General features: G+C 66.2%; 17 protein-coding genes. 11 read left to right on the top strand and 6 right to left on the bottom strand.

The window, feature by feature from the left end; translation table 11 throughout:
• The first annotated feature begins 224 nt into the window (after nucleotides 1–224).
• Nucleotides 225–2522 (top strand): type II secretion system secretin GspD, encoded by a 2298-nt coding sequence (gene gspD, locus FHS82_RS16190; protein WP_166954690.1) that lies wholly within the window; start codon nucleotides 225–227, stop codon nucleotides 2520–2522.
• A 130-nt stretch (nucleotides 2523–2652) separates the two neighbouring features.
• Entirely contained in the window at nucleotides 2653–4785 is a 2133-nt protein-coding gene (gene sctV, locus FHS82_RS16185; protein ID WP_208394286.1) for a type III secretion system export apparatus subunit SctV, read from the top strand.
• Between the two features lie 49 nt (nucleotides 4786–4834).
• Here the strand turns inward: sctV and FHS82_RS16180 are convergent, their stop codons facing one another.
• The 3 genes from FHS82_RS16180 to FHS82_RS16170 all read right to left on the bottom strand — a co-directional run bounded on the left by FHS82_RS16180 (nucleotide 4835) and on the right by FHS82_RS16170 (nucleotide 7903).
• Entirely contained in the window at nucleotides 4835–5410 is a 576-nt protein-coding gene (locus FHS82_RS16180; RefSeq protein ID WP_343042598.1) for a flavin reductase family protein, read from the bottom strand.
• 399 nt (nucleotides 5411–5809) lie between these two features.
• Nucleotides 5810–6454, bottom strand: coding sequence for a peroxiredoxin (locus FHS82_RS16175; protein WP_166954677.1), 645 nt, complete (start codon nucleotides 6452–6454; stop codon nucleotides 5810–5812).
• A 126-nt stretch (nucleotides 6455–6580) separates the two neighbouring features.
• Nucleotides 6581–7903, bottom strand: coding sequence for an LLM class flavin-dependent oxidoreductase (locus tag FHS82_RS16170; RefSeq protein ID WP_166954675.1), 1323 nt, complete (start codon nucleotides 7901–7903; stop codon nucleotides 6581–6583).
• Nucleotides 7904–8615: 712 nt separating this feature from the next.
• On the opposite strand from FHS82_RS16170, the gene FHS82_RS16165 reads away from it, so the two are divergent.
• Both FHS82_RS16165 and FHS82_RS16160 read left to right on the top strand, forming a co-directional pair.
• Nucleotides 8616–10031, top strand: coding sequence for a family 2B encapsulin nanocompartment shell protein (locus tag FHS82_RS16165; RefSeq protein ID WP_166954673.1), 1416 nt, complete (start codon nucleotides 8616–8618; stop codon nucleotides 10029–10031).
• Nucleotides 10015–11991 carry a SufS family cysteine desulfurase gene (locus tag FHS82_RS16160; protein ID WP_166954671.1) on the top strand — a complete coding sequence of 659 codons (1977 nt, stop codon included), beginning with the start codon at nucleotides 10015–10017 and terminating at the stop codon, nucleotides 11989–11991. The genes FHS82_RS16165 and FHS82_RS16160 overlap by 17 nt, the downstream gene beginning before the upstream one ends.
• Before the next feature lie 178 nt (nucleotides 11992–12169).
• Here the strand turns inward: FHS82_RS16160 and FHS82_RS16155 are convergent, their stop codons facing one another.
• The 3 genes from FHS82_RS16155 to FHS82_RS16145 are packed head-to-tail and all read right to left on the bottom strand — an operon-like array spanning nucleotide 12170 to nucleotide 17146.
• A complete protein-coding gene (locus FHS82_RS16155; protein WP_166954669.1) occupies nucleotides 12170–15289 on the bottom strand; it encodes an efflux RND transporter permease subunit in 3120 nt (1039 codons plus the stop codon).
• A 4-nt stretch (nucleotides 15290–15293) separates the two neighbouring features.
• Entirely contained in the window at nucleotides 15294–16376 is a 1083-nt protein-coding gene (locus tag FHS82_RS16150) for an efflux RND transporter periplasmic adaptor subunit (RefSeq protein WP_166954667.1), read from the bottom strand.
• Nucleotides 16373–17146, bottom strand: a complete 774-nt coding sequence (locus FHS82_RS16145) for a TetR/AcrR family transcriptional regulator (protein WP_166954665.1) — start codon at nucleotides 17144–17146, stop codon at nucleotides 16373–16375. Before FHS82_RS16145 ends, FHS82_RS16150 begins: the two co-directional genes overlap by 4 nt.
• Nucleotides 17147–17348: 202 nt before the next feature.
• Here FHS82_RS16145 and FHS82_RS16140 point away from each other — a divergent pair, with 202 nt between their 5' ends.
• Genes FHS82_RS16140 through FHS82_RS16110 form a run of 7 tightly spaced genes read left to right on the top strand, consistent with a single transcriptional unit; the run spans nucleotide 17349 to nucleotide 22944 of the window.
• Nucleotides 17349–17891, top strand: a complete 543-nt coding sequence (locus FHS82_RS16140; RefSeq protein ID WP_166954663.1) for a Na+/H+ antiporter subunit E — start codon at nucleotides 17349–17351, stop codon at nucleotides 17889–17891.
• Nucleotides 17884–18144, top strand: a complete 261-nt coding sequence (locus FHS82_RS16135; RefSeq protein ID WP_166954661.1) for an MrpF/PhaF family protein — start codon at nucleotides 17884–17886, stop codon at nucleotides 18142–18144. The genes FHS82_RS16140 and FHS82_RS16135 overlap by 8 nt, the downstream gene beginning before the upstream one ends.
• Nucleotides 18144–18386 (top strand): hydrogenase subunit MbhD domain-containing protein, encoded by a 243-nt coding sequence (locus tag FHS82_RS16130; RefSeq protein WP_166954659.1) that lies wholly within the window; start codon nucleotides 18144–18146, stop codon nucleotides 18384–18386. Before FHS82_RS16135 ends, FHS82_RS16130 begins: the two co-directional genes overlap by 1 nt.
• Before the next feature lie 3 nt (nucleotides 18387–18389).
• A complete protein-coding gene (mnhG, locus tag FHS82_RS16125) occupies nucleotides 18390–18764 on the top strand; it encodes a monovalent cation/H(+) antiporter subunit G (RefSeq protein WP_246225381.1) in 375 nt (124 codons plus the stop codon).
• Between the two features lie 15 nt (nucleotides 18765–18779).
• Nucleotides 18780–19475, top strand: coding sequence for a hydrogen gas-evolving membrane-bound hydrogenase subunit E (gene mbhE / locus FHS82_RS16120; protein WP_166954657.1), 696 nt, complete (start codon nucleotides 18780–18782; stop codon nucleotides 19473–19475).
• Between the two features lie 11 nt (nucleotides 19476–19486).
• Nucleotides 19487–19855 (top strand): sodium:proton antiporter, encoded by a 369-nt coding sequence (locus FHS82_RS16115; RefSeq protein ID WP_166954655.1) that lies wholly within the window; start codon nucleotides 19487–19489, stop codon nucleotides 19853–19855.
• A complete protein-coding gene (locus tag FHS82_RS16110) occupies nucleotides 19852–22944 on the top strand; it encodes a proton-conducting transporter transmembrane domain-containing protein (protein ID WP_343042596.1) in 3093 nt (1030 codons plus the stop codon). Before FHS82_RS16115 ends, FHS82_RS16110 begins: the two co-directional genes overlap by 4 nt.
• Nucleotides 22945–23070: the final 126 nt, after the last annotated feature.

Raw genomic sequence — 23070 nt, 5'->3', positions numbered from 1 at the left:
TATTTTCTCATCCATATATAAAATATTTCTCTTTCATGGGAAGATTAATTATACTATCGCATATGGAGATGTTTAGCGTTCAATATCTATGATAGCGGCAACCCGTTGTTCGGGCTCCGAGCGAACTGGTAGGTGTGATGCGTAACCAGCAACGAACCAGACGAAGCGGGAGAAAAGGCAGAAATGACACAAGCTTCCTAGCCGCAGCGCGGTCTCTCCTCCTGATGCGCAACCTTGCGCTCGGGCTTCTGATGACCTTCGTGCTTACATCCTGCGAGGCGCTGAAGGGCGATGCCTGCACCGTTCCCACCGGGGAGGAGCAGACCGGCAAGACGGACGGGCGTTGCAAAGACGGCTTCCTCTCGGCCCGGAAACAGCGTGCGGTGCTTTACAACGGCAGCGACAGGTCGCTGTTCTACACGGGCGAGGCGGCGCCCGCCGGCGGCGTGCTGGATACCGCGCGGCTGAACGCGCCCCCGCCGCGCGTGCTGCCCTTCGTCGGCTATGTCGACAGCGTTCGCGTGGACTACAAGCCCACCCCCGGCGGCGTCCAGCAGGACCTTGCCAGCCTGCAGAACGCAGGCGCGCGGGCGCTCGACCCGGAGGCGAAGGTCAACATCGACTTCAACAGGGCCACCATCGGCTTCGTGCTGAAGCAGTTGCTCGGCGGCGCGCTCGGCGTCAACTACATCGCGCCCGACGATCTCGGCGGCTCTGTCACTTTCCGCACGGAGGAGCCGTTGCCGAAGAGCCAGGTGCTCTACGTCGTCCGCGATATCCTGGCCCGTAACGGCTTCGCCATGCGGCAGGTCAACAGCGTCTACCATATCGGCACACCGGAGATGGTCGAATCGCTGGAGGCCAATGCCCGCCGGAATCAGACGGTGGAACAGATCACCCGGGTGGTGAAACTCGACAGGAACAATGCGGCCAATGTCATCGGCATCGCTGGCCAGCTGCTTCCCCAGAGCATTTCGCTGACGCCGAGCAATGCGGCCAACGCCGTCATCGTCCGCGCACCGGCGAACGATATCGCGCAGGTGGAGCAGACGCTGCAATCCATCTCCCGCGACGGGCTTGGCGACGACAAGGTGGCGGTCGTGCCCGTCCATCACGGCACGCCCGAGAAGGTGGCTGCAAAACTCATCGCGTTCTATCAGGCGCGCGTGCCGGCAGGCGGCGACATGCCCACCATCCTGCCGCTCGAACGGCAGCAGGCGCTGCTCATCGGCGCGCGGGATCTGCAGATCATGAACGGCGTCAAGCAGCTTGCTCAGCTCATGGACCGCGAGGCGACGGACGAGCCGGCGTTACGCATCATTGAGCTGCGCCACCTCACCGCCGAGGAAATCGCCAAGCCGCTGACGGAAATATTCGGCAAGTCGGGGGAAGGCGACACCGCCGCAGCCACCGAATCGCGGGGCAAGGAACAACCGGCGCAACGGGCGCCGCGGCAGATGCCGGCGATTCCCCAGCAGACACCGCTGGCCGACGGCGACGCGGGATCGGAAGCGGCACCCAAATTCAACATGCGCGGCATCGTCGAAGCCGCCGCGTCCGCCGCCGGGAGTGGCACACCCTCCGGCGGGAGCCGCGGCGCAGGTGCGGCGGCAGCGGCTGAAGCCCCGTCCGCCCCCCGGGTGCGCATCGTCCCCGATCCTCGCACCAATACGCTGATGATCCATGCCACCTATGCGGATTTCCAGCGCATCCGGGATGTGGTCGCGACGATGGACGTACCCCAGTCGCAACTCGCCATCGAGGCGATGATCGTCGAGGTCGAGCTGAACGACCATCTCGATCACGGTGTTCAGATGTACCTCCAGGGGCCGTATGTGGCCGCCCGAACGACCGGCGAGACATTGCCCACCGGCGGCACCGGCGTTGTCACCGCTCCGGAAGGCAACGGCGCGTTCGTTTCGCTCGGCGGCAACGTCGGCAACTATCGCATCGAGGCGATACTGTCCGCGCTGCAGGCCGTGACCAAGGTCAAGGTGATCTCGTCGCCGTATCTCACCGTGCTCGACGGCAAGACGGCGCGCCTCGTCGTCGGCGACCAGATTCCCTATGCCATCAGCTCGCAGACGTCGCAAAGCTCCGGCAACGTGACAGTAACGCAGCAGATCGAGATCAAGGACACCGGCATCGTCCTCGACGTGACGCCGCGCATCTACGCCAGCAACTCGGTCGCGCTGCGCATCAACCAGTCGGTGAGCACGCCCTCGCCCACGTTGCAGAACGGCAACCCGGTCATCTCGACACGCAATGTCGAATCGAACGTGCTCGGCCAGTCGGGGCGCACCATCGTGCTCGGCGGCCTGATCCAGGACCGTTTCGAGGACACGGAGACGGGCGTGCCGGTGCTGAAATCGACGCCGATCATCGGCAACCTGTTTAAGACGCGGACGGACCGCGTGCGCCGGGTCGAGCTGCTGATCATGCTGACGCCGCGCGTGATCCGGAACAGCTCCCAACTGGAGGACATCACAAAACTGCTGCGCAGCCAATTGCATACGCGCTGACACGTGGCAGCGCGATGTCGCGGCCGATCACGGCCGCGACATCGCGGTTGCAACATCGTTGACATATGTGCGCATATTCTGACATTATTGTCGCATAGATAATGATCCGGATGCGCAGAAGGCGTTTTACATGACCCGTTTTCTGCATCTCATGGCGCAGCGTAACGACCTCGTGCTGGCCTTCCTGCTGGTCGCGGTCATCTTCATGATGATACTGCCGCTGCCGACGGATCTGATCGACCTGCTCATCGGCGTCAATCTGACGCTGGCGGCGATCCTGCTGATGGCGTCCATGTATATCAAGGACGTCGTCCAGCTTTCGTCGTTCCCGTCGATCCTGCTGATCACCACGCTGTTCCGTCTCGCGCTGTCGATCAGCACCACGCGGCTGATCCTGATCCAGGCAGATGCCGGCCATCTCGTCGAGGCGTTCGGCGAATTCGTCGTCGGCGGCAACCTCGTCGTCGGTCTCGTGGTGTTCCTCATCCTGACCATCGTCAACTTCATGGTCATCACCAAGGGGTCGGAGCGCGTCGCGGAGGTGTCAGCGCGCTTCTCTCTTGATTCGATGCCCGGCAAGCAGATGTCGATCGACTCGGACATGCGGGCGGGGGTGATCGAACTCGACGAGGCCAAGCGCCGGCGTGGCAAGCTGGAGAAGGAGAGCCAACTCTACGGCGCCATGGACGGCGCCATGAAGTTCGTCAAGGGCGACGCGGTGGCGAGCCTCATCATCACCGCCATCAACCTCATCGGCGGCGTGGCAATCGGCGTGATGCAGCTCGGCATGCCGCTGAACGAGGCCATGAGCCGCTACTCGCTGCTGACCATCGGCGACGGCCTGGTGCAGCAGATACCGGCGCTCTTCATCTCGATCACGGCGGGCTTCATCGTCACCCGCGTGTCGTCGGACGACAACGCCGACCTTGGCAGTGACATCGTGCTGCAGCTCGGCAGTGAGCCGCGCGCCCTGCTGATCACGGCGGGCATCCTCATGATCTTCGCCGTGGTCCCCGGCTTTCCGACGCTGGTGTTCCTCGTGCTCGCCGGCGCGACGGGCGGGGCGGGCTATTTTCTCTCGCGCAAGGCGAAACAGGCGGCGGCCAGACCCGGCGCCCACGGTTTGCCGGCCTTCGCGCCGGCGCTGGCGGCCGGCGGCCAGATGCCCACGTTTCCGGACGATGACGACGAGAAGGAACCGGTCGCGCCCGTCGAGGTGGTGAGCTTCGCGCTGACCGTTCCCCTGATCGTCGACATCGCGTCGAGCGTCCGCCATTCCATCCGGCCCGAGAAGCTCGACCGCGAGGTGGCAAAGGTGCGCCGGGCGCTCTATTTCGACCTCGGCGTCCCCTTTCCCGGCATCAACCTGCGGCTCAACGACAACCTGGCCGACGGCGAATACCGTGTTCTGGTCAACGAGGTGCCCGTCGCGTCGGGCTCGGCGCGGCCGGGCTACGTCATGGTGCGGGAAAGCGAGGAAAACCTGCGGATGTTCGACATCCCGGTGGAGCGCGGGCAGGACTTCCTGCCGCGCACGCCGAGCCTGTGGGTCTCCAACCGATACCTGCCGCTGCTTGAACGGGCGGGCATCCAGGTGATGACCCTGTCGACCATGATGACCTATCACCTGGCGCACATCCTGAAGACGCACGCCTCGGAATTCATCGGCATTCAGGAAACCATGTTCCTGATGAACCAGATGCAGAAGAACTTCGGCGAACTGGTACGCGAGGTAACGCGCCTGCTGCCGATCATCACCATCACCGATGTCATGCAGCGACTGGTCAGCGAGGAAATCTCCATCCGCGACATGCGCACCATCCTTGAGGCGCTGGTGACGTGGGGGCAACGGGAGAAGGACCCGATCATCCTCACGGAACATGTGCGCGGTGCCCTGAGCCGATATGTCACCCACAAGTTCTCGGCCGGACAGAACATCATCCCAGCCTATCTGATCTCGAAAGAGGTCGAGGATGTCGTGCGCGGCGCGGTGCGGCAGACGAGCGGCGCCTCGTATCTCGCACTGTCTCCGGACGTGCACCGGCAGCTCATCGCCACCATGAAGCGCGTCATCGGCGATGTCGACCGGCACATAACGGCGCCGGTCGTCATGGCGCCGATGGATATCAGGCGCTTCATGCGCAAGATCATCGAGCGCGATTTTCCCGACCTGCCGGTGCTCTCCTATCAGGAACTGACCGCCGGCGCGAACGTCCAGCCGCTTGACCAGATCAGGCTTCAGAGCCAACTGGATGCGGTGTGAGGGATGAAGCAGGCAACGCGGCGGCGCCCCTTGGGCGCCCGCTTAAGGCTCACCGCGGGCCGGCTTCCGCCGTATGATAGCTGCTGTTCCAGAACAGCAGTGGATCGATCGGGCCATCGCTCAGGCGCACATCCACGACCTGCCCGAAGAACACGGTGTGGCTGGCGACGCGAGCCTCCTGCGCGATCAGGCAGTCGAAGGCGACGAGCGCGCTGTCGAGAACCGGCGCGCCGGTCGTCGCCGTGGACCATTCGCCGAAACTGAAGCGGCGGGTGCGGAATTCGGGGCGCGAGAAATTCTCGGCCAGTTCCCGGTCGTCGGCATGCAGCACGTTTACGCTGAAACGGCCGGCGCGGCTGATGAAATCATGCGCGGAAGCCGTCTGCGAGACACAGACGAGAAGAGTCGGCGGATCGGCGGAAACCGAGTTCACAGCCGTGGCGACGAGGCCGTAGCGCACCTCCTCAAGGGTGGTGGCGATGATGGATACACCCGCCGCGAGGCGGCGCATTCCGAGCTTGAACCGGCCGGCGTCCACCGCCGCTCCGAGACTGATCCCGCCGGCGCGGGCTTCGGGGAAGCGCTTTCCGGTGGGCAAGGCGACGACATTGGCATTTTCAGACACTGATCAGCTCCGCAACATCCGGATATCCCCGCGTCCGCCGCCATCCGCTGCATCCCGACGCGCGCCCGCCACATGCGCGTGCGGGACCGGGATCGCGACGACCGGCACGGGATTCTCCCGCCAGACCATCAATAACACAATACCAGCATCTCCCTCGCGCCTCTGGCGGGACACGATACGCTGGACATTTCCGGACGGAGCAGCGAACGGAGAAACCGACGCATGCCGCCGCTCTATTCTTGTTCAGACATCAGGTTGATCCAGAAAACTGTGCCCATTCTCCGGTCTGATGCAGCAGGAAAACGGCTCCGCAAGCCATTTATATCCGGTACATGCAAACACATCCAATGTCAATTCAATCTATAGAATATATAGATTGAATTGACACCGACCTGGACGTCAGCTGTCCTGCTGCCCGTCGAGTTCAACGATGCGCAGGTAAGGCTTCAGCGTCTTGAAGCCCTGCGGGAAGCGCTGCCTCGCCTCCTCGTCGGAAACGGACGGGACGATGATTACCGGATCACCGGGGTTCCAGTTCACCGGCGTCGAGACCTTCCGGGCGTCCGTGAGTTGCAGGCTGTCGACGACGCGCAGGATTTCGGCGAAGTTGCGCCCGGCGCTCGGCGGATAGGTGAAGGTCAGGCGCACCTTCTTGTTCGGGTCGATGATGAAGACCGCGCGCACGGTGACGTTGGGATCCGCATCGGGATGGATGAGCCCGTAGAGTTCCGACACCTTCTTGTCGTCGTCGGCGAGCAGGGGGAAGTTCAGGGCATGGCCCTGCGTCTCCGCGATGTCGGCGCCCCATTTCTCATGCGCGTCGAGCGGATCGACGGACAGGCCGAGGACCTTGACGTTGCGCTTCTCCCACTCCGGCGCGAGGCGGGCAACCTCGCCGAGTTCCGTCGTGCAGACCGGCGTGAAGTTCCGCGGGTGGCTGAACAGGATGCCCCACGAATTGCCGAGCCATTCGTGAAAGCGGATTTCGCCCGCCGTGCTGTTCTGCACGAAATCGGGCGCGATCTGGCCGAGCTGGATGGACATGTCTTCGTCTCCTGATTGTGAAGAGCGGTCGTCGCGATGAACCTGCGAAGGCCCAGTCTATAACGACGACAGCCCATAAATCCAGATAGTCGATGAAATTAATATGTAAATGCCGCAACTCCGCCGTCAGGCGAAAAAGCGGTTCGCCGGACGCGGCAGCCCCAGGTTGTCGCGCAGGGTCTCGCCTTCATATTCCTTCCGGAAGATGCCCCGTCTTTGCAGTTCCGGCACGACCCGGTCGACGAAGGCGTCGAGGCCGCCCGGCAGGTAGGGAAACATCATGTTGAAGCCGTCCGATCCCTCGCTTTCCAGCCACTCCTGCATCTCGTCGGCGATGGTCTGCGCCGTACCGACGAAGGCGAGGCCGGCGTATCCGCCGAGCCGCTGCGCGAGCTGGCGGATGGTGAGCTTTTCCCGCTCCGCCAGCGCCAGAACCCGCTCGCGGCTGGACTTGCTGGCCTCGGTTTCGGGAATATCGGGCAGGAAGCCCTCGGGATCGAGATGGGATACGTCGTGGCCGAGCGCGATCGACAGCGAGGCGATGGCGCTGTCGGCATGGACGAGCGAGTCGAGACGCGCGCGGATGGCCCGCGCCTCGTCGACCGTTTCTCCCACCACGACGAAGGCGCCGGGCAAAATCTTCAGATGGTCGCGCTCGCGCCCCGCCGCGGCGAGCCGGCCCTTCACATCCGCATAGAAGCGCTGCCCGTCCGCGAGCGTGCCGGCAGCGGCGAACACCACCTCCGCCGTTTCCGCCGCGAGCTGGCGTCCCGCCTCGGACGCTCCCGCCTGCACGATCACCGGCCAGCCCTGCACCGGGCGGGCGATGTGCAGCGGGCCGCGCACCGAGAAGGACGGCCCCTTGTGGCCGAGCACATGCATCTTTTCCGGATCGAAATAGATGCCGCTTTCGGCATCGCGGATGAAGGCGTCGTCGGCGAAGCTGTCCCACAGCCCGGTGACCACGTCATAGAATTCGCGCGCCCGCGCGTAGCGGTCCGCGTGGGCGACGTGCTCATCAAGGCCGAAGTTCAGCGCCGCGTCCGGGTTCGACGTGGTGACGATGTTCCACCCCGCGCGGCCCCCGCTGATATGGTCGAGCGAGGCGAAGCGGCGCGCCAGGTGGAAGGGGTGCTCGAAGGTGGTGGACGCGGTGGCGACGAGCCCCAGCCGCTGCGTGGCCCCGGCCAGCGCCGAAAGCAGCGTGAACGGCTCGAAGGACGTCACCGTATGGCTGCGTTTCAGCGCCTCGACGGGCATGTTGAGCACGGCGAGATGATCGGCCATGAAGAAGGCATCGAATTTCGCCTCCTCCAGCCGCTGCGCATAGCGCCTCAGGGCGGGAAAGTTGAAATTGGCGTCCTTCAGGGCGCCGGGATAGCGCCAGGCGCCGGTGTGAATGCTGACAGGACGCATGAAGGCGCCAAGTTTCAATTGCCGTGTACTCATCGTCTCATCCTCGCGCGCAGGCCGCATCCGCGCCCGCTGGTTGGCGAACGCCCTCACGTTCGTAACTCATATTGTCTATTGACATTATAGACAATTATCGGAAAGCTTCCAGTGCAGCGCGGGTGAGATGCGCCTGCGTTCGATCTGGCTGGGGGGCTCGGATGTCTCGTGCAGGTGGTGTCGTCAAGGCGCATATGCCGCCGTGCCCCTTCGCCGTTTCCGCTTTTCAACTCTGCAGGTGGGGTGCGCCGGGCCGTTGCGCCAGACGGCCGGACTGCGGATGCAGCGCTGCAGTGTATGAAAAAGCACCTTCAGGGCGAAAATCCGCAAATTTCATGAGTTTTTATGTAAAACTAAATAATTAAAGATGAAAATATGTCATTTTTATTGTTTTCCTATAAAGAGAAATGGCTATGATAGCAATTTTCAAAAACAAATGTAATAGCCAAAAAGTCATATCGGCCAGTTTATACTGGCTGAAACTGACAGAACTTGCCAGAAAAAGACAAGAACGTGCTTTCAGACGTGCGCGCGCCCACGATCCGCACAGCCATAAACAGCGTCGCCCCGACGCGATGCCATGGGGCCCGACCGGTGCCGGAATGGCCTCGCTCGCTGCCGCGCGGGTTTAACGAAGGCCCATGAGGCAAGCTCATCGGCCTTCGTCATCAGACACCGTTTTCGACATCCAACCGAACGAATGGGGTTAATAATGACTGCGTCTTCCACCAGCCACGGCGCGCAACGCAGCGTCAGCGCTCCCGCGGCACGCAATCTTGCGACGGCGACCGTCACCGTCGTCCAGAATACGGAACGCACCCCGCGCTGGCTGCACAAGTTGCTGCCGTGGGTCGATGTCGCGGGCGGTGTCTACCGCGTCAACCGCCGCAAGGTCGTGAGCGCCCGCGAGGGACAGGTCGTCATCGTCAACGACGGCGGCAAGCTCGCCGTATCCCCCGAATCGCTCGCCGCGATTCCGGCCCTCTCCGGCCTGAACCCGGACGAACTGAAGAAGATTGCAGGGCTCTTCGCCGTCAAGCACGTCGAGGCCGGCGAGCGGCTGACGGAAGCAGGCAGCAGCGCCCGCAAGCTGTTCATCGTTGCCGAGGGCACGGTGGAGCAGACGGGCGTCAACCCCTTCGGCGGCAAGCTGCGCCAGCGGCTGATCGGCGCGGGCAGCTTCTTCGGCCACCGCACGCTGCTGCAGGACAGCCCCATCGCCACCACGGCCGCCGCGCTGACGCCCGCCACGGTGCTGAAGCTCGATGTCTCGAAGATCGACGAGCAGTCAGGCCTGCGCCAGGCCATCGCCCGCTCCAGCGACGAGCAGCACGCGCTCGCGGCGCGGACGAACGAATGGGGCGAGGTTGCCATCGACCTGCTGTCCGGCCACAGCGGCGAGCCGCGCCTGCCGACGACCTTCGTCGACTATGCCGAGCATCCGCGCGAATATCACCTCAGCACCATCCAGACCGTGTTGCAGACGCATACCCGCGTCACCGATCTCTACAGCAACCAGATCGACCAGCTCCGCGAGCAGGTGCGCCTCACCGTCGACGCGGTGAAGGAGCGGGAGGAGTGGGAACTCATCAACAACGCCGAATTCGGCCTGCTGCATGAGGTCGCCCCGGGGAACCGCATCCCGACCCGTTCCGGGCCGCCGACCCCGGACGATCTCGACGAACTGCTCGCCCGTGTATGGAAGAAACCCGCATTCTTCCTCGCCCATCCGCGCGCCATCGCCGCATTCGGCCGCGAGGCGACCCGCCGGGGCGTGCCGCCGGTCATCGTGCATCTGTTCGGCGCGCCCTTCCTCACGTGGCGTGGCGTGCCGCTCGTGCCTTCCGACAAGCTGCCGATCGCCGGCGGCTTCAATGGCGTGCCGGAAAGCACCAGCATCCTGCTGCTGCGCGTGGGCGAGGCGGATCAGGGCGTCGTCGGCCTGCAGAAGACCGGCGTCACCGGCGAGGTGGAGCCCGGCCTGTCGGTCCGCTACAGCGGCACGGACGAGCACTCGATCGCCTCGCATCTCGTGACCCGCTACTTCTCCGTGGCGGTGCTCGTGAACGACGCCGTTGCCCGTCTCGATAACGTCCTGATCGGCCGCTACCATGACTACGCAGTCTGAACCCCGCGCGGTATTGCCGTCGGGTCAGGACCAATCGCCGCTCACCTCCCTGCTCTCGCAACTGGTGCGGGAAGCGTTCTCGGGTGCGTCGGCCGCCCCTTCCCTGCCGGAGGGGCTGCCGGAAGCCACGCCGCAACGGGCCGCTATCCCGTCCGTCGCCGCGCCGCCCGCGCCGGTGGATTCCGTCTCGCTGACAGCTCCCTCGCTGCCGGCGGACCTTCCCGTCATCGCGCCGGCCGCCGCGCATGCGGACCCGGCGGCGCAGGTGCCCGAAGCCGCGCTCGCGCCGGCCTTCGCGCCCGACCGTTCCGGCCATGTCTCCGTGCCCGGCAGCGGCTTCCTCCCCGGCGACTACCTGACCCCGCCGGGGGACTACGCCAGCGTGAGCGGCTATGCGCCGGTCAGCGCCTACGCGCCGGCGGGCGGCCATCCCGCCCCCTCCGGCGCACCGACATCCGACGGCGCGCTGGCGCTCGACCACGTGCTGCATCCGCACGAGGTTTTCGTTTTCGGCGAGCCGCGCTTCCTCGGCGGCTACGAGGACAGGCAGGGCGGCGACACGGTCATCGCGCAGCATCATGCGCGCCATGATTCGACGCCGAACTACTACTTCCTGCAGCAGCGGGAGGCGCCCCCGCGGGCAGACGCCGTGCCGGCAAGCGTGGGGCCGGGCGGCACCGCCGCGTCTCCCGCGCATCCGGCGACCGCACACGCGGCGGCGAACGCGCCACGCGACAGCGTGCTGACGGCCTTCGAGACGCGGGGCCTGCGCAGGGATTTCCCCGTCCTTCACCAAACCGTCAACGGCAAGCCGCTGGTGTGGCTCGACAACGCGGCGACCACCCAGAAGCCGCAGAGCGTCATCGACATCACGTCGGAATTCTATTCCCGGCATAACTCCAACATCCATCGCGCCGCCCACACGCTCGCCGCCCGTTCCACCGACCTGTTCGAGGGTGCGCGCGACAAGCTGCGCGATTTCATCGGCGCGGCCAGTTCCCGCGAGATCGTGTTCCTGCGCGGCACGACGGAAGCGATCAACCTCGTCGCCAACAGCTTCGGACAGCAGTTCATCGGCGCGGGCGACGAGATCCTGATCACGCATATCGAGCATCACGCCAATATCGTGCCGTGGCAGTTGCTGGCCCGGCGCACGGGCGCGGTGCTCAAGGTCGCGCCCGTCGACGACAACGGCACGCTGCTGCTCGACCAGTTCGCCGCGCTTCTCGGACCGCGCACGAAGTTCGTGTCCGTAACCCATGTGGCGAATGCCCTCGGCACCATCAACCCGGTGGCGGAGATCATCGCGCTCTCCCACGCTCGGGGCGTGCCGGTACTGGTCGACGCGGCCCAGTCCTCGCCGCACCTGCCGCTCGACGTCCGCGCCCTCGATGCCGATTTTCTCGTGCTGTCCGGCCACAAGATCTTCGGCCCGACCGGCATCGGCATCCTCTACGGCAAGGAGCGATGGCTGGAGGCGCTGCCGCCGTGGCAGGGCGGCGGGCACATGATCCGGGACGTGACGTTCGAGCGCACGATCTTTCAGGGTCCGCCCGAGAAATTCGAGGCGGGAACTCCCGACATCGCCGGCGCGGTGGGGCTCGGCGCCGCCGTCGACTACATCAACAACGTCGGGATCGCCGATATCGCGGCCTACGAGCATGCCCTGCTCGACTATGCGAACGAGGGCCTAGCCACCGTTCCGGGCCTGCGCATCATCGGCACGTCGCCGTTGAAGGCGAGCGTCCTGTCGTTCGTCGTCAAGGGATTCGAGTCCGAACAGGTGGCGCGCCATCTCGACAGGCACGGCATCGCCACGCGCTCCGGTCACCACTGCGCCCAGCCGGCCCTGCGCCGTTTCGGCGTGGAAACGACGGTGCGCGCCTCGCTCGCCTTCTACAACACCCGCGAGGACGTGGACGCCCTCGTCAACGCGCTGCACCTGTTGCCGAAACGATAGAGCGCCGAACCGGGGCGGACACGGCTCCAGGGAAGGCAAGGCGGCAGCCGCGACGATTGAGACCCCCGGCGATCCCTCGCCGGGGGTTTTTACGTACCGAGGAACGACCGGGCGGCTTGGTACAACGCGATCCGGGAAAGGCGTCTGCCGGCCGATGGCAGCGGCAGGCGCCTTCCGTTCAGGTTTCCAGCGCGGTGCCGGCCTGCCTGCCGGCGCGCCGCTTCTTCCGCCGCCCTTCCCGCCAGGCGGCGATATTGGCGAGCCCCATCAGCGCGGCCGGCGTCACCACCAGTGTCAGGATAGTGGCGAAGCCGAGCCCGAACACGATGGCGGTAGCAAGATGCGTCCACCACTGCGTCGAGGGCGCGCCGATGTCGACGGAGCGGGCGACGAAGTCAAGGTTGATGCCGAACGCGATGGCGAGCACGCCGAGCAGCGCGGTCACCGCCGTCAGCACCACCGGGCGGGCGCGCTCCCGGCAGGTTTCCAGAATGGCGTCATACGCCTCCACCCCCTCGCGCCGCAGCCGGTCGTAGGTGTCGATGAGCACGATGTTGTTGTTCACGATCACCCCGGCGTTGGCGATGATGCCGATGCCGGTCATCACGACGCCGAAAGCCTGCCCCATGACCATGAGGCCGATGAGGACACCGATCGTCGAGAGCACCACGGCCGAAAGCACGAGGAACACGCTGGTGAACTTGTTGAACTGCGCCAGCAGCACGGCGAAGATCAGGAACATCGCCGCGCCGAACGCGCTCACCAGGAACGCGCCCGCCTTCTCGCGCTCCTCGTCCTCGCCCTTCAGGCGATAGGTGATGCCGGGCGGAAGGCTCATGGCCGCCATGCCGTCCATGACCGCCTTCTGCACCACCGCCGTCTGCACGCCCTCGGCCACGTTGGCGGTGACGTTCACCACCTGCCGGCCGTCCACCCGGTTGATCAGCCCGACGCTGCGCTCGGCCGAGCGCACGACGAAATTGCCGGCGGGCACCGCGCCCAGTTCCGAATTGATGCGCAGGTTGTCGAGTTCGTTGAGGTTCCGGCGGCTCTCCGGAAAGCGCACAAGGATGTCGACCGACTTGTCCGTGTCCGACGGCCGGTATTCGGCGATCTTGACACCGTTCGTCACCAGCTGGACGGCCGTGCCGACGATCAGCGGGTTGACCGCGTATTTCGCGGCCTCCGCCTTGTCGACGGTCAGCCTCCAGTCGATGCCGGGCAGCGGCAGGCCGTCGTCGACGTCGCGCGTGTCGGGGCGCGCCCGCAGCGCCGCCGCCGCCTGCCGCGCGGTCTCGAAGATCGGCACGGGGTCCGTGCCAGCGATTTCGAGCGTGATGGGCTTGCCCGTGGGCGGACCGGCGCGCGGCTCCGTCACTTCGATGATCACGCCGGGAATGTCCTGCGTCCGCTCCCGGATCTCGGCCAGAATGACATGCGCCTTGCGGCGCTTGCGCCAGTCCACGAACTCGAACTGCACGGTGCCGATCGTATCCTCGGTCACCTCGTTCGAGCCCCGCTGCCCTTCGCCCGCACGCGCATAGACGGTGTCCAGCTCGGGCATGCCGGCGAGGCGCCTCTCGACCTCGCGCACGAGCCTGTCCTTCTCCGTGATGGAGATGTTGCCGCGCGCCCGCACCTGCACCAGCCCATATTCCGGCTCGACAGAGGGAAAGAACTCGACGCCGTTGCCGAAGCGCCCGTAGGCGCCGACGACACCCACGAGCAGCGCCACCGCAAGTGTGAGCGTGGTGCCGGGATGATGCAGCGCCAGCCTGACAATGCGCATGTAAAGGCCGCGATCCTCCATGCGCTCGTCCTGCACATGGGTCGGCGCGCCGAGCATCGCGCCCAGTGTGGGCGTGAAGAACAGCGCCACGACGAGCGAGGCGGAGAGCGTCGCGATCAGCGTCAGCGGCAGGTATTTCATGAACTCGCCGACGATGCCCGGCCAGAACATCAGCGGGGAGAAAGCGGCGATGCGTGTGAGCGTCGCGGCGACGACGGGCCCCGCCATGCGCCTGGCGGCCAGCGAATAGGCAGCCTTGGGCGGCATGCCCTCGACCATGCGCCGCTCCGCGAATTCGGAAACGATGATCGCGTCGTCGACCAGCATGCCGACCGCGAGGATGAGCGAGAACAGGACGACGATGTTGACGGTGAGCCCCGCCAGATGCAGCCCGAGAATGCCGGCGAGGAAGGAGGCGGGAATGGCGATGCCGATGAAGACGGAAGCCCGTCCGCCGAGAGCCAGCAGCATGATGATGACGACGAGCAGCACAGCCGTGATCACGCTGTTCTGCAGCTCGTGCAGCATCGACCTGATCTCGGTGGACTTGTCCTGCGTGAAGGCGACCTGAACCGTCGCCGGCCACGTCTTCTGCAGCTCGGCGACGACCTTCTTCACCGCGTCCACGGTCTCGATCAGGTTGGCGCCTGTGCGCTTGACCACCTCAAGCGTGATGGCGGAGCTGCCGTTGATGCGGGTGATCGAGGTGGGGTCCTTGAACGTGGGCCGCACCTCCGCGATGTCGCCCAACGTCACCGATGCGGAGCGCGAGGCCGCGACGGGAAAGGCCAGGATGTCTTCCGGCTTCTCGATCAGCGACGGCACCTTGACGGCGAAACGGCCCGCGGCCCCTTCCAGAGCGCCCGCCGCGACAAGGCTGTTACCGGCGGCGAACGACTGCGTGAGGTCGTTGAGGGAGATGCCGTAGCTGCGCATCAGCATGGGCTCCGCGATGATCTCCACCGCCTCGTCGCGCGCGCCGCGCAGGTCCGCCGAGAGCACGCCCGGAATCTGCTCGATCATCGTCTGCGTGTCGCGGGCGAGCCTCAGCAGTGTGCGTTCAGGCACGTCGCCGCCCAGCGCCACGACGATGACGGGGAACAGCGACAGGTTGACCTCGTGCACCTGCGGCTCGTCCGCGTCGCGCGGCAGATCGCTCTTGGCGGTGTCTACCTTGGCGCGCACGTCGGCCATGGCCACGTCGGAATCGAAGCCCGCCTCGAACTCGACGAGCACGTAGCCGCCGCCTTCATAAGCGGCGGAACGCATTTCCTTGACATTGTTGACCGTCTTGAGCTGCGTCTCGAGCGGGCGCAGGATGAGGCGCTCCGAATCCTCCGGGCTGATGCCGCGCTGGGTGACGTTCACGTAGACGATCGGCACCTTGACGTCCGGCTCCGCCTCCTTGGGGATGGCCATGTAGGACATCATGCCGGCGATCAGCAGAAAGATGAGGATCGCCAGCGTCAGGCGCGCGTGGGAGATGGCGTAGTCGACGGGGTTCGCCATCGGCTCAGCTCCGCTGCGAAACGGTCGTGGTCGTCACCGGCTCGACCTTCTGGCCCTCGGCGACGAAATCCTGCCCCTGCACGATCACCCGCGCGGACGGCGGCAGACCCGTCACCCACACGCTTTCCAGCCCGTCCTCGGCGAGCTTGACCGGCACGAAGCCGACGACGCCGGCGTCATCGACGGTGCGCAGGCCGAGCTGGCCCTGCGCCGAGAACACCAGTGCGGAGCGCGGCACCGCCGCCGCCTGCACGCGCGCCAGCGTCAGCGCGACCTCGCAGGTGATGCCGTCCGGAACCGGCGCCGCGCCGTTTTCGAGTTCCACATCGACGCGGTAGGTGCGCGTCTGCGGGCTTGCAACGGCGGAGACGAAGCGCACCCGCCCCCGCGCCGTGCCGCCGTTGGCGAACGCGACCTCTGCCGCATCGCCCACCCGTACGCCGCCAAGCTCCCGCTCCGCGATCTCGACCACGGCCAGCATGGGTTCGAGGGCAACCACCTCGGCGATGTTCGAGCCCACCTGCAGCGCCTGCCCCTCGCGTACATGCAGCACGTTGACGACACCGTCGAAGGGCGCGCGGACGACGTTGCGGTCGCGCTCCGCCTCGGCCTGCGCGAAAGCCGCCTCCGCCGCGCTCAGCTCAGCTTCCAGAACCGGCTTCTGCAGCGCCGCCAGGTTGCCGGTCTCGATCAGCCGCAGCCGCGCCTTGAGTTCGGCGCGCCGTTGCTCCAGCCGCGCCTTCGCCTGCCCGACCAGCGCCTCCCGCGCCTCGTCGGACAGGACGGCGATCTCCTCGCCCTGCTTCACCACGGAACCGCGGCGGATGGGGAGCTTCTCGACGATGCCGTTGGTGCGCGCCACCACATCCACCCGCCGGTCGGCCTCGGTGCGGCCGGAGAGCACGATCCGCCGGGCGTGATCCGCGTTCTCGACCGTCTGGACGGCGACGCGGAACGGCGGCCGCGCGGACTGCGGCTGCGTCTCGGGCGCGCTGCTGGCCGGCTCGCTGCCGCCGATCATGCCCGAGCCGATCCATGCCGCGGCTGCGACGACGATGAGGCCGGCAAAAAGCTGGCTTGCCTTCATGATGATGGCTCCTGTGTGGAAGCGGGGCGCTCAGGCCCGCAATGGCCGCCGGAGGCCTCCGACCGCGACAGGCGAAGCGCCGGCGCGCCCGAGAGCAGGCCGTAGACGGCCTCCAGCGCCCGTTCGAGCTGCTCCGTGCCGTCGCCGTCGCGCCGGAGGGCGGAGCGGACGTAAAGACCGCTGGTGATGACGATGATCATCTGCGCGGCAGCCGCGCAGTCGATGTCGGCGGCGATCTCGCCCCGCACCTGTGCGCGCTCCAGCAACGCAACGAGCCGCGCGACGATCTCCTGCTCGATGGGCCGGTTGATGGCGTCGATCTCGGGATTGCGCGTCGCCTCCGCCCAGATTTCGATGCAGAGCGCCGCCTTGCACTGCGCATCGCCAATGAAGTAGTCCTCGCCGAGCTTGCGGAACTGGTCCCAGAACGGCGCGCCGGGATCGACGCTGTCGAAGCGCCGGCGGGCCTCGTCGCGGTCGCGCTCGACCAGCCCCTCGACGATGGCGTTCTTCGACGGGAAATAGCGGTAGAGGTTGCCCTGGCTCATGCCCGCCTCCTTCGCCACCAGCTGCATGGTGGTGCGATGGAAGCCGAAGCTGGTGAAGCACCGCTCGGCCGCGCGCAAGATCAGGTCGCGCCGCTCCGTGCGCTGGACTTCAAGGCGCTCGGGCTCGTGTGCCCGCGCCTCCGGCCGCTGTCCGGGCGGCGGGGCGTCGGCGTGTGCCGGCAAGACGGAGGTCGATGCCGGCCCGGGTCTGCGATCGGTCATGGGTCCGCGATCAGTCATGGGTCCGCGATCGAAGAGTGAGAATGAACGTTCGTTCTCGTCTATGCTCCCATTTCAGCTCCGCGTCAACGCCCCGATGCACCAAGAACACGGGCGCGCCCGCGCGGCGGCGCGCGGCAGCTTGGGGATTGATTTCCGGGGGGATTACAGGTAGCTTCGCCCGTGTTTTCATGGGGCTCGGCGGATGAATAACAATATGAAATTGACATCAAAAGATGTCATATCGATTGGCTCGCCGACTCTGTTTATATTGCTTTTTGTTTTGTGGGCAATCGTCAATGCTTCACTGGAGCCGGCACTGATCGTGGCGGGCGTCGCGGTGGCTTTGGCCATTACCCGGCTCTTCTCCGGGCGGGAGAGGTCCTGGTCCGGCCGCATCTGGCGTTCCCTCGCCGTCACCCCCCGCGCGCTGTGGCACTTCCTCGCCTATCTCGGCATTTTCCTGATCGAGCTGGTGCGCGCCAACGTCGGCATGCTGCGTTACGTCTACGCCCGCCACATCGATATCCATCCCGGCGTCGTCAAGGTCGAGACGCGCCTCGCCTCGCCGCTGGGGCGGCTCGCGCTTGCCAATTCCATCGCGCTGACGCCCGGCTCGCTGGTGCTCGGGCTGGAGGGCAGCGTGCTCTATGTCCACTGGCTCGACGTGCGGACGAGCGACCGGGAAGAGGCCACCCGCCAGATCGTCGGCCCCTTCGAGAAGCATCTGGAGGCGGCCTTTGGCTGATGCCCTGCTGACCATCTCCGGCGTGCTGATCTTTCTCGGCATCGCCCTTTCCATGGCGCGGCTCGTGATCGGGCGCACCATCGTCGACCGGATCGTCGCCATCGACATGCTCACGGTGATCACGATTTCGCTGATCGCGCTCTACGCCCATCTGTCGGGCCGCTTCGCGTATATCGATGTCGCGCTCGTCTACGGCCTCCTGAGCTTCCTCGCGGTGCTCGCCATCGCGCGCTATCTGGAAAGGGGGCTGTGATGCTCAGCCTGCTCACCATTCTCGTCTCCCTCGGCATTCTGGTGAGCGGCGTGCTCGCGGTGGCGCTGCGCAACGTGCTGGCGGCGGCCGTGAGCGCGGGGCTGGCCAGCCTGTCGGCCTCGGTGATCTACATCCTGCTCGCCGCGCCCGACGTGGCGATGGCGGAAGCGGCGATCGGCTCCGGCCTCGCGACCTTCATCCTGCTCTACACCATCCACAAGACCGGCGCGGGAAAGGCCTGAACCATGGGCGCGGCGATGGAGATTGTCGGCAGTTTCGTCGTCCTGCTCGGCGCGTTCTTCCTGTTTTCGGCCGGGCTCGGCGTGCTGCGCATGCCGGACCCCTTCACCCGCATCCAGGCCGGCACCAAGGCCACGACGCTCGGCAACCTGCTGGTGCTCGCGGGCCTCGGCATCCATCACCCCGACTGGGCGCTGAAGCTGCTCGTCATCGCCGGCTTCGTGCTGATGACGAATCCCGTTTCCTCTCACGCCCTCTCGCGCGCCGCCCACCGCGCCCGCACGCCCATGGCGCCGACGACGGGCGCGGACGCGCTGCGCGAGGACGAGGCGGCGGATGGCAGCGGCAATGCCGGCAGCGCCCCGGCGCAAGCGCCATGACATGAGACGCCGGACATGAGACGCCAGATCTTCAATGCAATCGTCGTGGCGCTGTTCGGCGTGATCTTCGCCGGGATCGTCTGTGCTTATGACGAACGCCAGTTCCTGCGCCCGCTCGCCGAGTTCTACGTGACCCAGACGCCGCTCGAACTCGGCCTGCCGAACATCGTGACCGGCATCCTCATCACCTGGCGCGGCTTCGACACGCTGGGCGAGGTCGCGGTGTTGTTCATGGTGGCGGCGAGCGTCGGGCTGCTGCTGCGTCCCGCCCCCGCGCCCACCGGCCAGTTGCTGGCCCGCCCCCCGGCGCGCTCCTCGGGCGAGATCGTGGAAACAGGTGCCGCCACGCTGCTGCCGCTGATCTTCCTCTTCGGCGCCTACGTGATCGCCAACGGCCATCTGTCGGCAGGCGGCGGCTTTCAGGGTGGCGCGATCGTCGCCTCGGGCGTGGTGCTGCTGTTGCTCGCGCGCCCGCTGACGACGCTGCCGCTCGGCGCGCTCGCGATCACGGAGTCGCTTGCCGGCGTCCTCTATGTATCGCTCGGCCTGCTCGGCGTCTTCTTCGCCGGCGGCTTCCTCGACAGCCGCTTCCTGCCGGCGGGCGAGTTCGGCGCGTTCGTCAGCGCGGGCGCTATCCCCGCGATCTCCATCCTGCTCGGCGTCAAGGTGGGCGCGGAGTTGTCCGTCATCGTCGACAGATTCCGCGCCTGAGGAGTTCCGCGATGGACTTTCCGGTTTCCCATCTCGCCCTGGCCGTCGGCTTCGGGCTCGTGCTCATCGGCCTCTGGGGGCTGCTGTCGCATCGCAACATCCTGCGCATCATCATCAGCTTTTCGCTGGTCGACACCGGCATCCACATCGTACTCGTCGCCACGGGCTACGTCACCGGCGCCACCGCCCCCATCCTCGACGACACGATGGGGCCGGGCGAGGCGGCGCTGAACGCGGTCGACCCCATTCCCTCCGCGCTGGTGGTGACGGCGATCGTCATCGGCTTCTCGGTCACCGCCATCATGCTCGCCTATGCCATCAGGCTGTATAAAGCGAAGGGTACGCTCTCCATCGATGCCTTCACGGAGTCGAAGTGGTGAGTGTCCTGTTCCATCCGCTGAACATCTACATCCTCGGGCTCGGCGGCGGCTTCCTCATCCCGCTGCTCTACAGGCTGGCGAAGTCCCGCTTGCCGCTGGTGTTCTTTTTCGCGCTCGCCGGCATAGCCGTCGTCAGCGGCGTGAGCTTCATCGAGGTGCTGTCGGGCGCGCCCGCCATCGAGGTCCTCACCGCCGGCACCGCGCCGCCCGTGTCGATCAGCCTGCGTCTCGGCGTCGTGGAGGGGTTCTTCGCCTTTTCCGTCAACGTCGTGTCGCTGCTCGGGGCCATCCACCTGTGGCCGCGCCTGCGCGAGCACTACGGCGCCATGCTGCTCTACCTGATCGGCGTGATGGGCATCAACGGCATGGTGATGACGCGCGATCTCTTCAACCTGTTCGTGTTTCTGGAGATCGTGTCCATCGCCACCTACGGGCTGCTCGGCCTTGCCGGCACGGCGCGATCGCTGGCGGCAGCGTTCAAGTACATCGTCGCCACCGTCATCGCCTCGACCTTCTTCCTGCTGGCGACCGCGCTGCTCTATTTCACGACCGGCACGCTGAACATCGACGCGCTCGCAAGCCTGCCCGAACCGCCCGCCGGCCCCATCGCGACGACGGCGCTCATCCTGCTGCTCGCCGCGCTGCTCGTGGAGCTGAAACCGTTCCCCGCCAACGGCTGGGGCATCGACGTCTACGAGACGGCGCCCGGCGGCATCGCGGCCTTCGTGTCGGTGGGCGTCTCGGCCGGCGTGTTCTTCGCGCTCTACAAGCTGTTGCCGCTGTTCGCGCCGTGGCTCGATCTGATCGCCTTTTCCGGCGGTCTCACCTTCGTCGCCTCCAATCTCCTCGGCCTGCGGCAGGTGCGGGTGCAGCGGATGCTCGGCTACTCCTCCGTCGGGCAGATGGGCCTTTTGACGCTGGCGCTCGCGCTGCTCGAAAAGAACGGCGCCGTCCCGGCGATACCACTGGTGGTGGGCGGCCTGTTCCTCAACCACCTGCTGGCGAAGGCGGGCCTGTTCTGGCTGGCGGACCTCGTCGGGCGGCAGTCGACGGCCGGATGGTCGCCCGTCGCCCGCCGGAGGGTGCTCGTCGCCTCGTTCGCGGCGCTGGTGGTGGCGATTTCCGGCCTGCCGCCCTTCCCCGGCTTCTTCGCGAAGTGGGAACTGGTGATGCAGCTATCCGCCGCGGGCTATGGCTGGACGATCGCCGCCGTGCTCGTCGGCTCGCTGCTTGAGGCGGCCTACATGTTCCGCTGGCTCGGGCGCTCGCTCCACGCACGCACGGACGAGACACTGACGGTGACGGGCCCGCTCCAGGTGGCGCCCGTGGCTGGCGCCATCCTGCTGCTGCTCGCGGGCGGCGGCCTCGCCGCCTTTCTCGCCGCACCCTTTTCGCTGTGGATTTTCGCGCCGCTGGCCGCCGGCGCGGCGCTCGCCCTTGTCGAGCGGCTGCTGCATCCGTCCGGCCGTGTGAAGGCCGCCCTCGCACTGCTCAGCGTCGCCGTGATCGGGCCGTGGCTGCTGCCCGGGGTCTACGGCATCGCCTGGCTGTTCGGCGCCCTGTTTATCGGCGGCGGTTTGGTGGTGGGGCTGGGCGCGCTCTACCGCGCCGAGCCCCGGCCCTACTACTATCCGCTGCTCGCCGTGACGCTGCTGTCGATGCCGGCGCTGACGGGGGCGATGACGGGCCTCGAATTCCTGGTGTGCTGGGAGTTCGTCACGCTCGGGTCCTATTTCCTGATCGCGCATGGCGGCAGAACAGGCTCGCAGACGCTGCGCTACCTGCTGTTCTCGCTTGCCGCGGCCTTCCTCCTGCTTGCGGGCTTCGGCCAGATCTACGGCGTCAGCGGCACCGTGGATCTCGGCGTGCTGCGCATGCTCGACGCTGACGCGAACCTCGCCTTCGTGCTGCTGGCCGCCGGCTGTCTGGTGAAGGCGGGCGTGCTGGGCGTCCATGTCTGGGTGCCCGGCACCTACGCGCTGGCGGACGACGACCTCACGGCGCTGCTTTCGGCGGTGATCAGCAAGGTGGCGATCTTCGGGCTGCTGAGCATCACCTATCTCGCCATTCGCTCGCAATCCGGGCTGGACCTCGCGCATCTGCTCGCGTGGATCGGCTTCGCGACGACGCTCATCTGCGCCGGGCTCGCCCTCTTTCAGGACAACGTCAAGCGGATGCTGGCCTATTCGAGCGTCAGCCAGATCGGCTACATCGTCGCCGCCATCGCGCTGATGAGCCATATCGGCTGGGTGACGGCCCTCTATCTGGTCGCGAGCCACCTGCTGGTGAAGGGCGTCCTGTTCCTTGCCGTCGCGGGCGTGATCCTGCGCACGGGGGCTGGCAATTTCAGCAGCCTCGGCGGGCTGGCCGGCCGCATGCCGTGGACGTTCGCCGCCTCGGTCATCGCGCTGATCGCGATGGCGGGCCTGCCGCCGCTCGCGGGCTTCGGCTCCAAATGGCTGCTGATCGGCACCATGATGGACAGGGAATGGTATGCGCTCGCCGCCGTCGGCTTCCTCGCGACCTTCGCCGGCTTCCTCTACATGGCACGCTTCGCATACGGCCTCTTCCTGCGCGACCGGGGCGCCGCCTATGCGCAGGTGGCGGAAGCGCCCGCCGCGCTCGTCGTTCCGCAAGCCCTGCTGGTGGCGGGCATCCTCGTGCTGTCGTTCTACCCGAAGCTGCTCATGGAGCCGCTGTCGCTGGCCATCGATCCCTATTTCGCCGCCTCGCTGATCTGGGAAGGGCGGTCGCTGGAGCAAATCTACGACGCGCTCAATCCACTGCCGGTCATGAGCATGGCCGTGGTCATCTCGCTGGCGCTGTTCGGCCTTGCCGTGCTGGTGTACCGCCGTTGCGCCCCCGCGCGCGACGAAACGGGCGGAACCTCCCCGATCTCCGGCTTCCTGATGTTCTTCAAGGGGGTGCTCGGGAGGGTCAACGTGCCCGGCTTCAGCGCGTTATGGGACGGTCTGGCCGGCCTCACGCTCTGGCTGGCCGGCAACGTCCGGCTGCTCTATAGCGGCAACGGACAGACGTACGCTCTCTACGTGCTGGTCTACACGATCGCTCTTTACTTCGCGGCGTAAAGAAGCGCAGCACGCCGCGGCCGCATAGCGCTGTCAGACGCATCGTTCGCCGGCTTGACAAAAATTATATACATTCTATAGAATATATGAATCAATGTTATTATTTTGACAGAGTGTGCTGAACCG

The sequence above is a fragment of the Pseudochelatococcus lubricantis genome (assembly GCF_011762225.1).
GTDB lineage: Bacteria > Pseudomonadota > Alphaproteobacteria > Rhizobiales > Beijerinckiaceae > Pseudochelatococcus > Pseudochelatococcus lubricantis.
The sequence above is the reverse complement of the archived record's forward strand: the minus strand, read 5'-3'. Positions and strand labels throughout refer to the sequence as shown.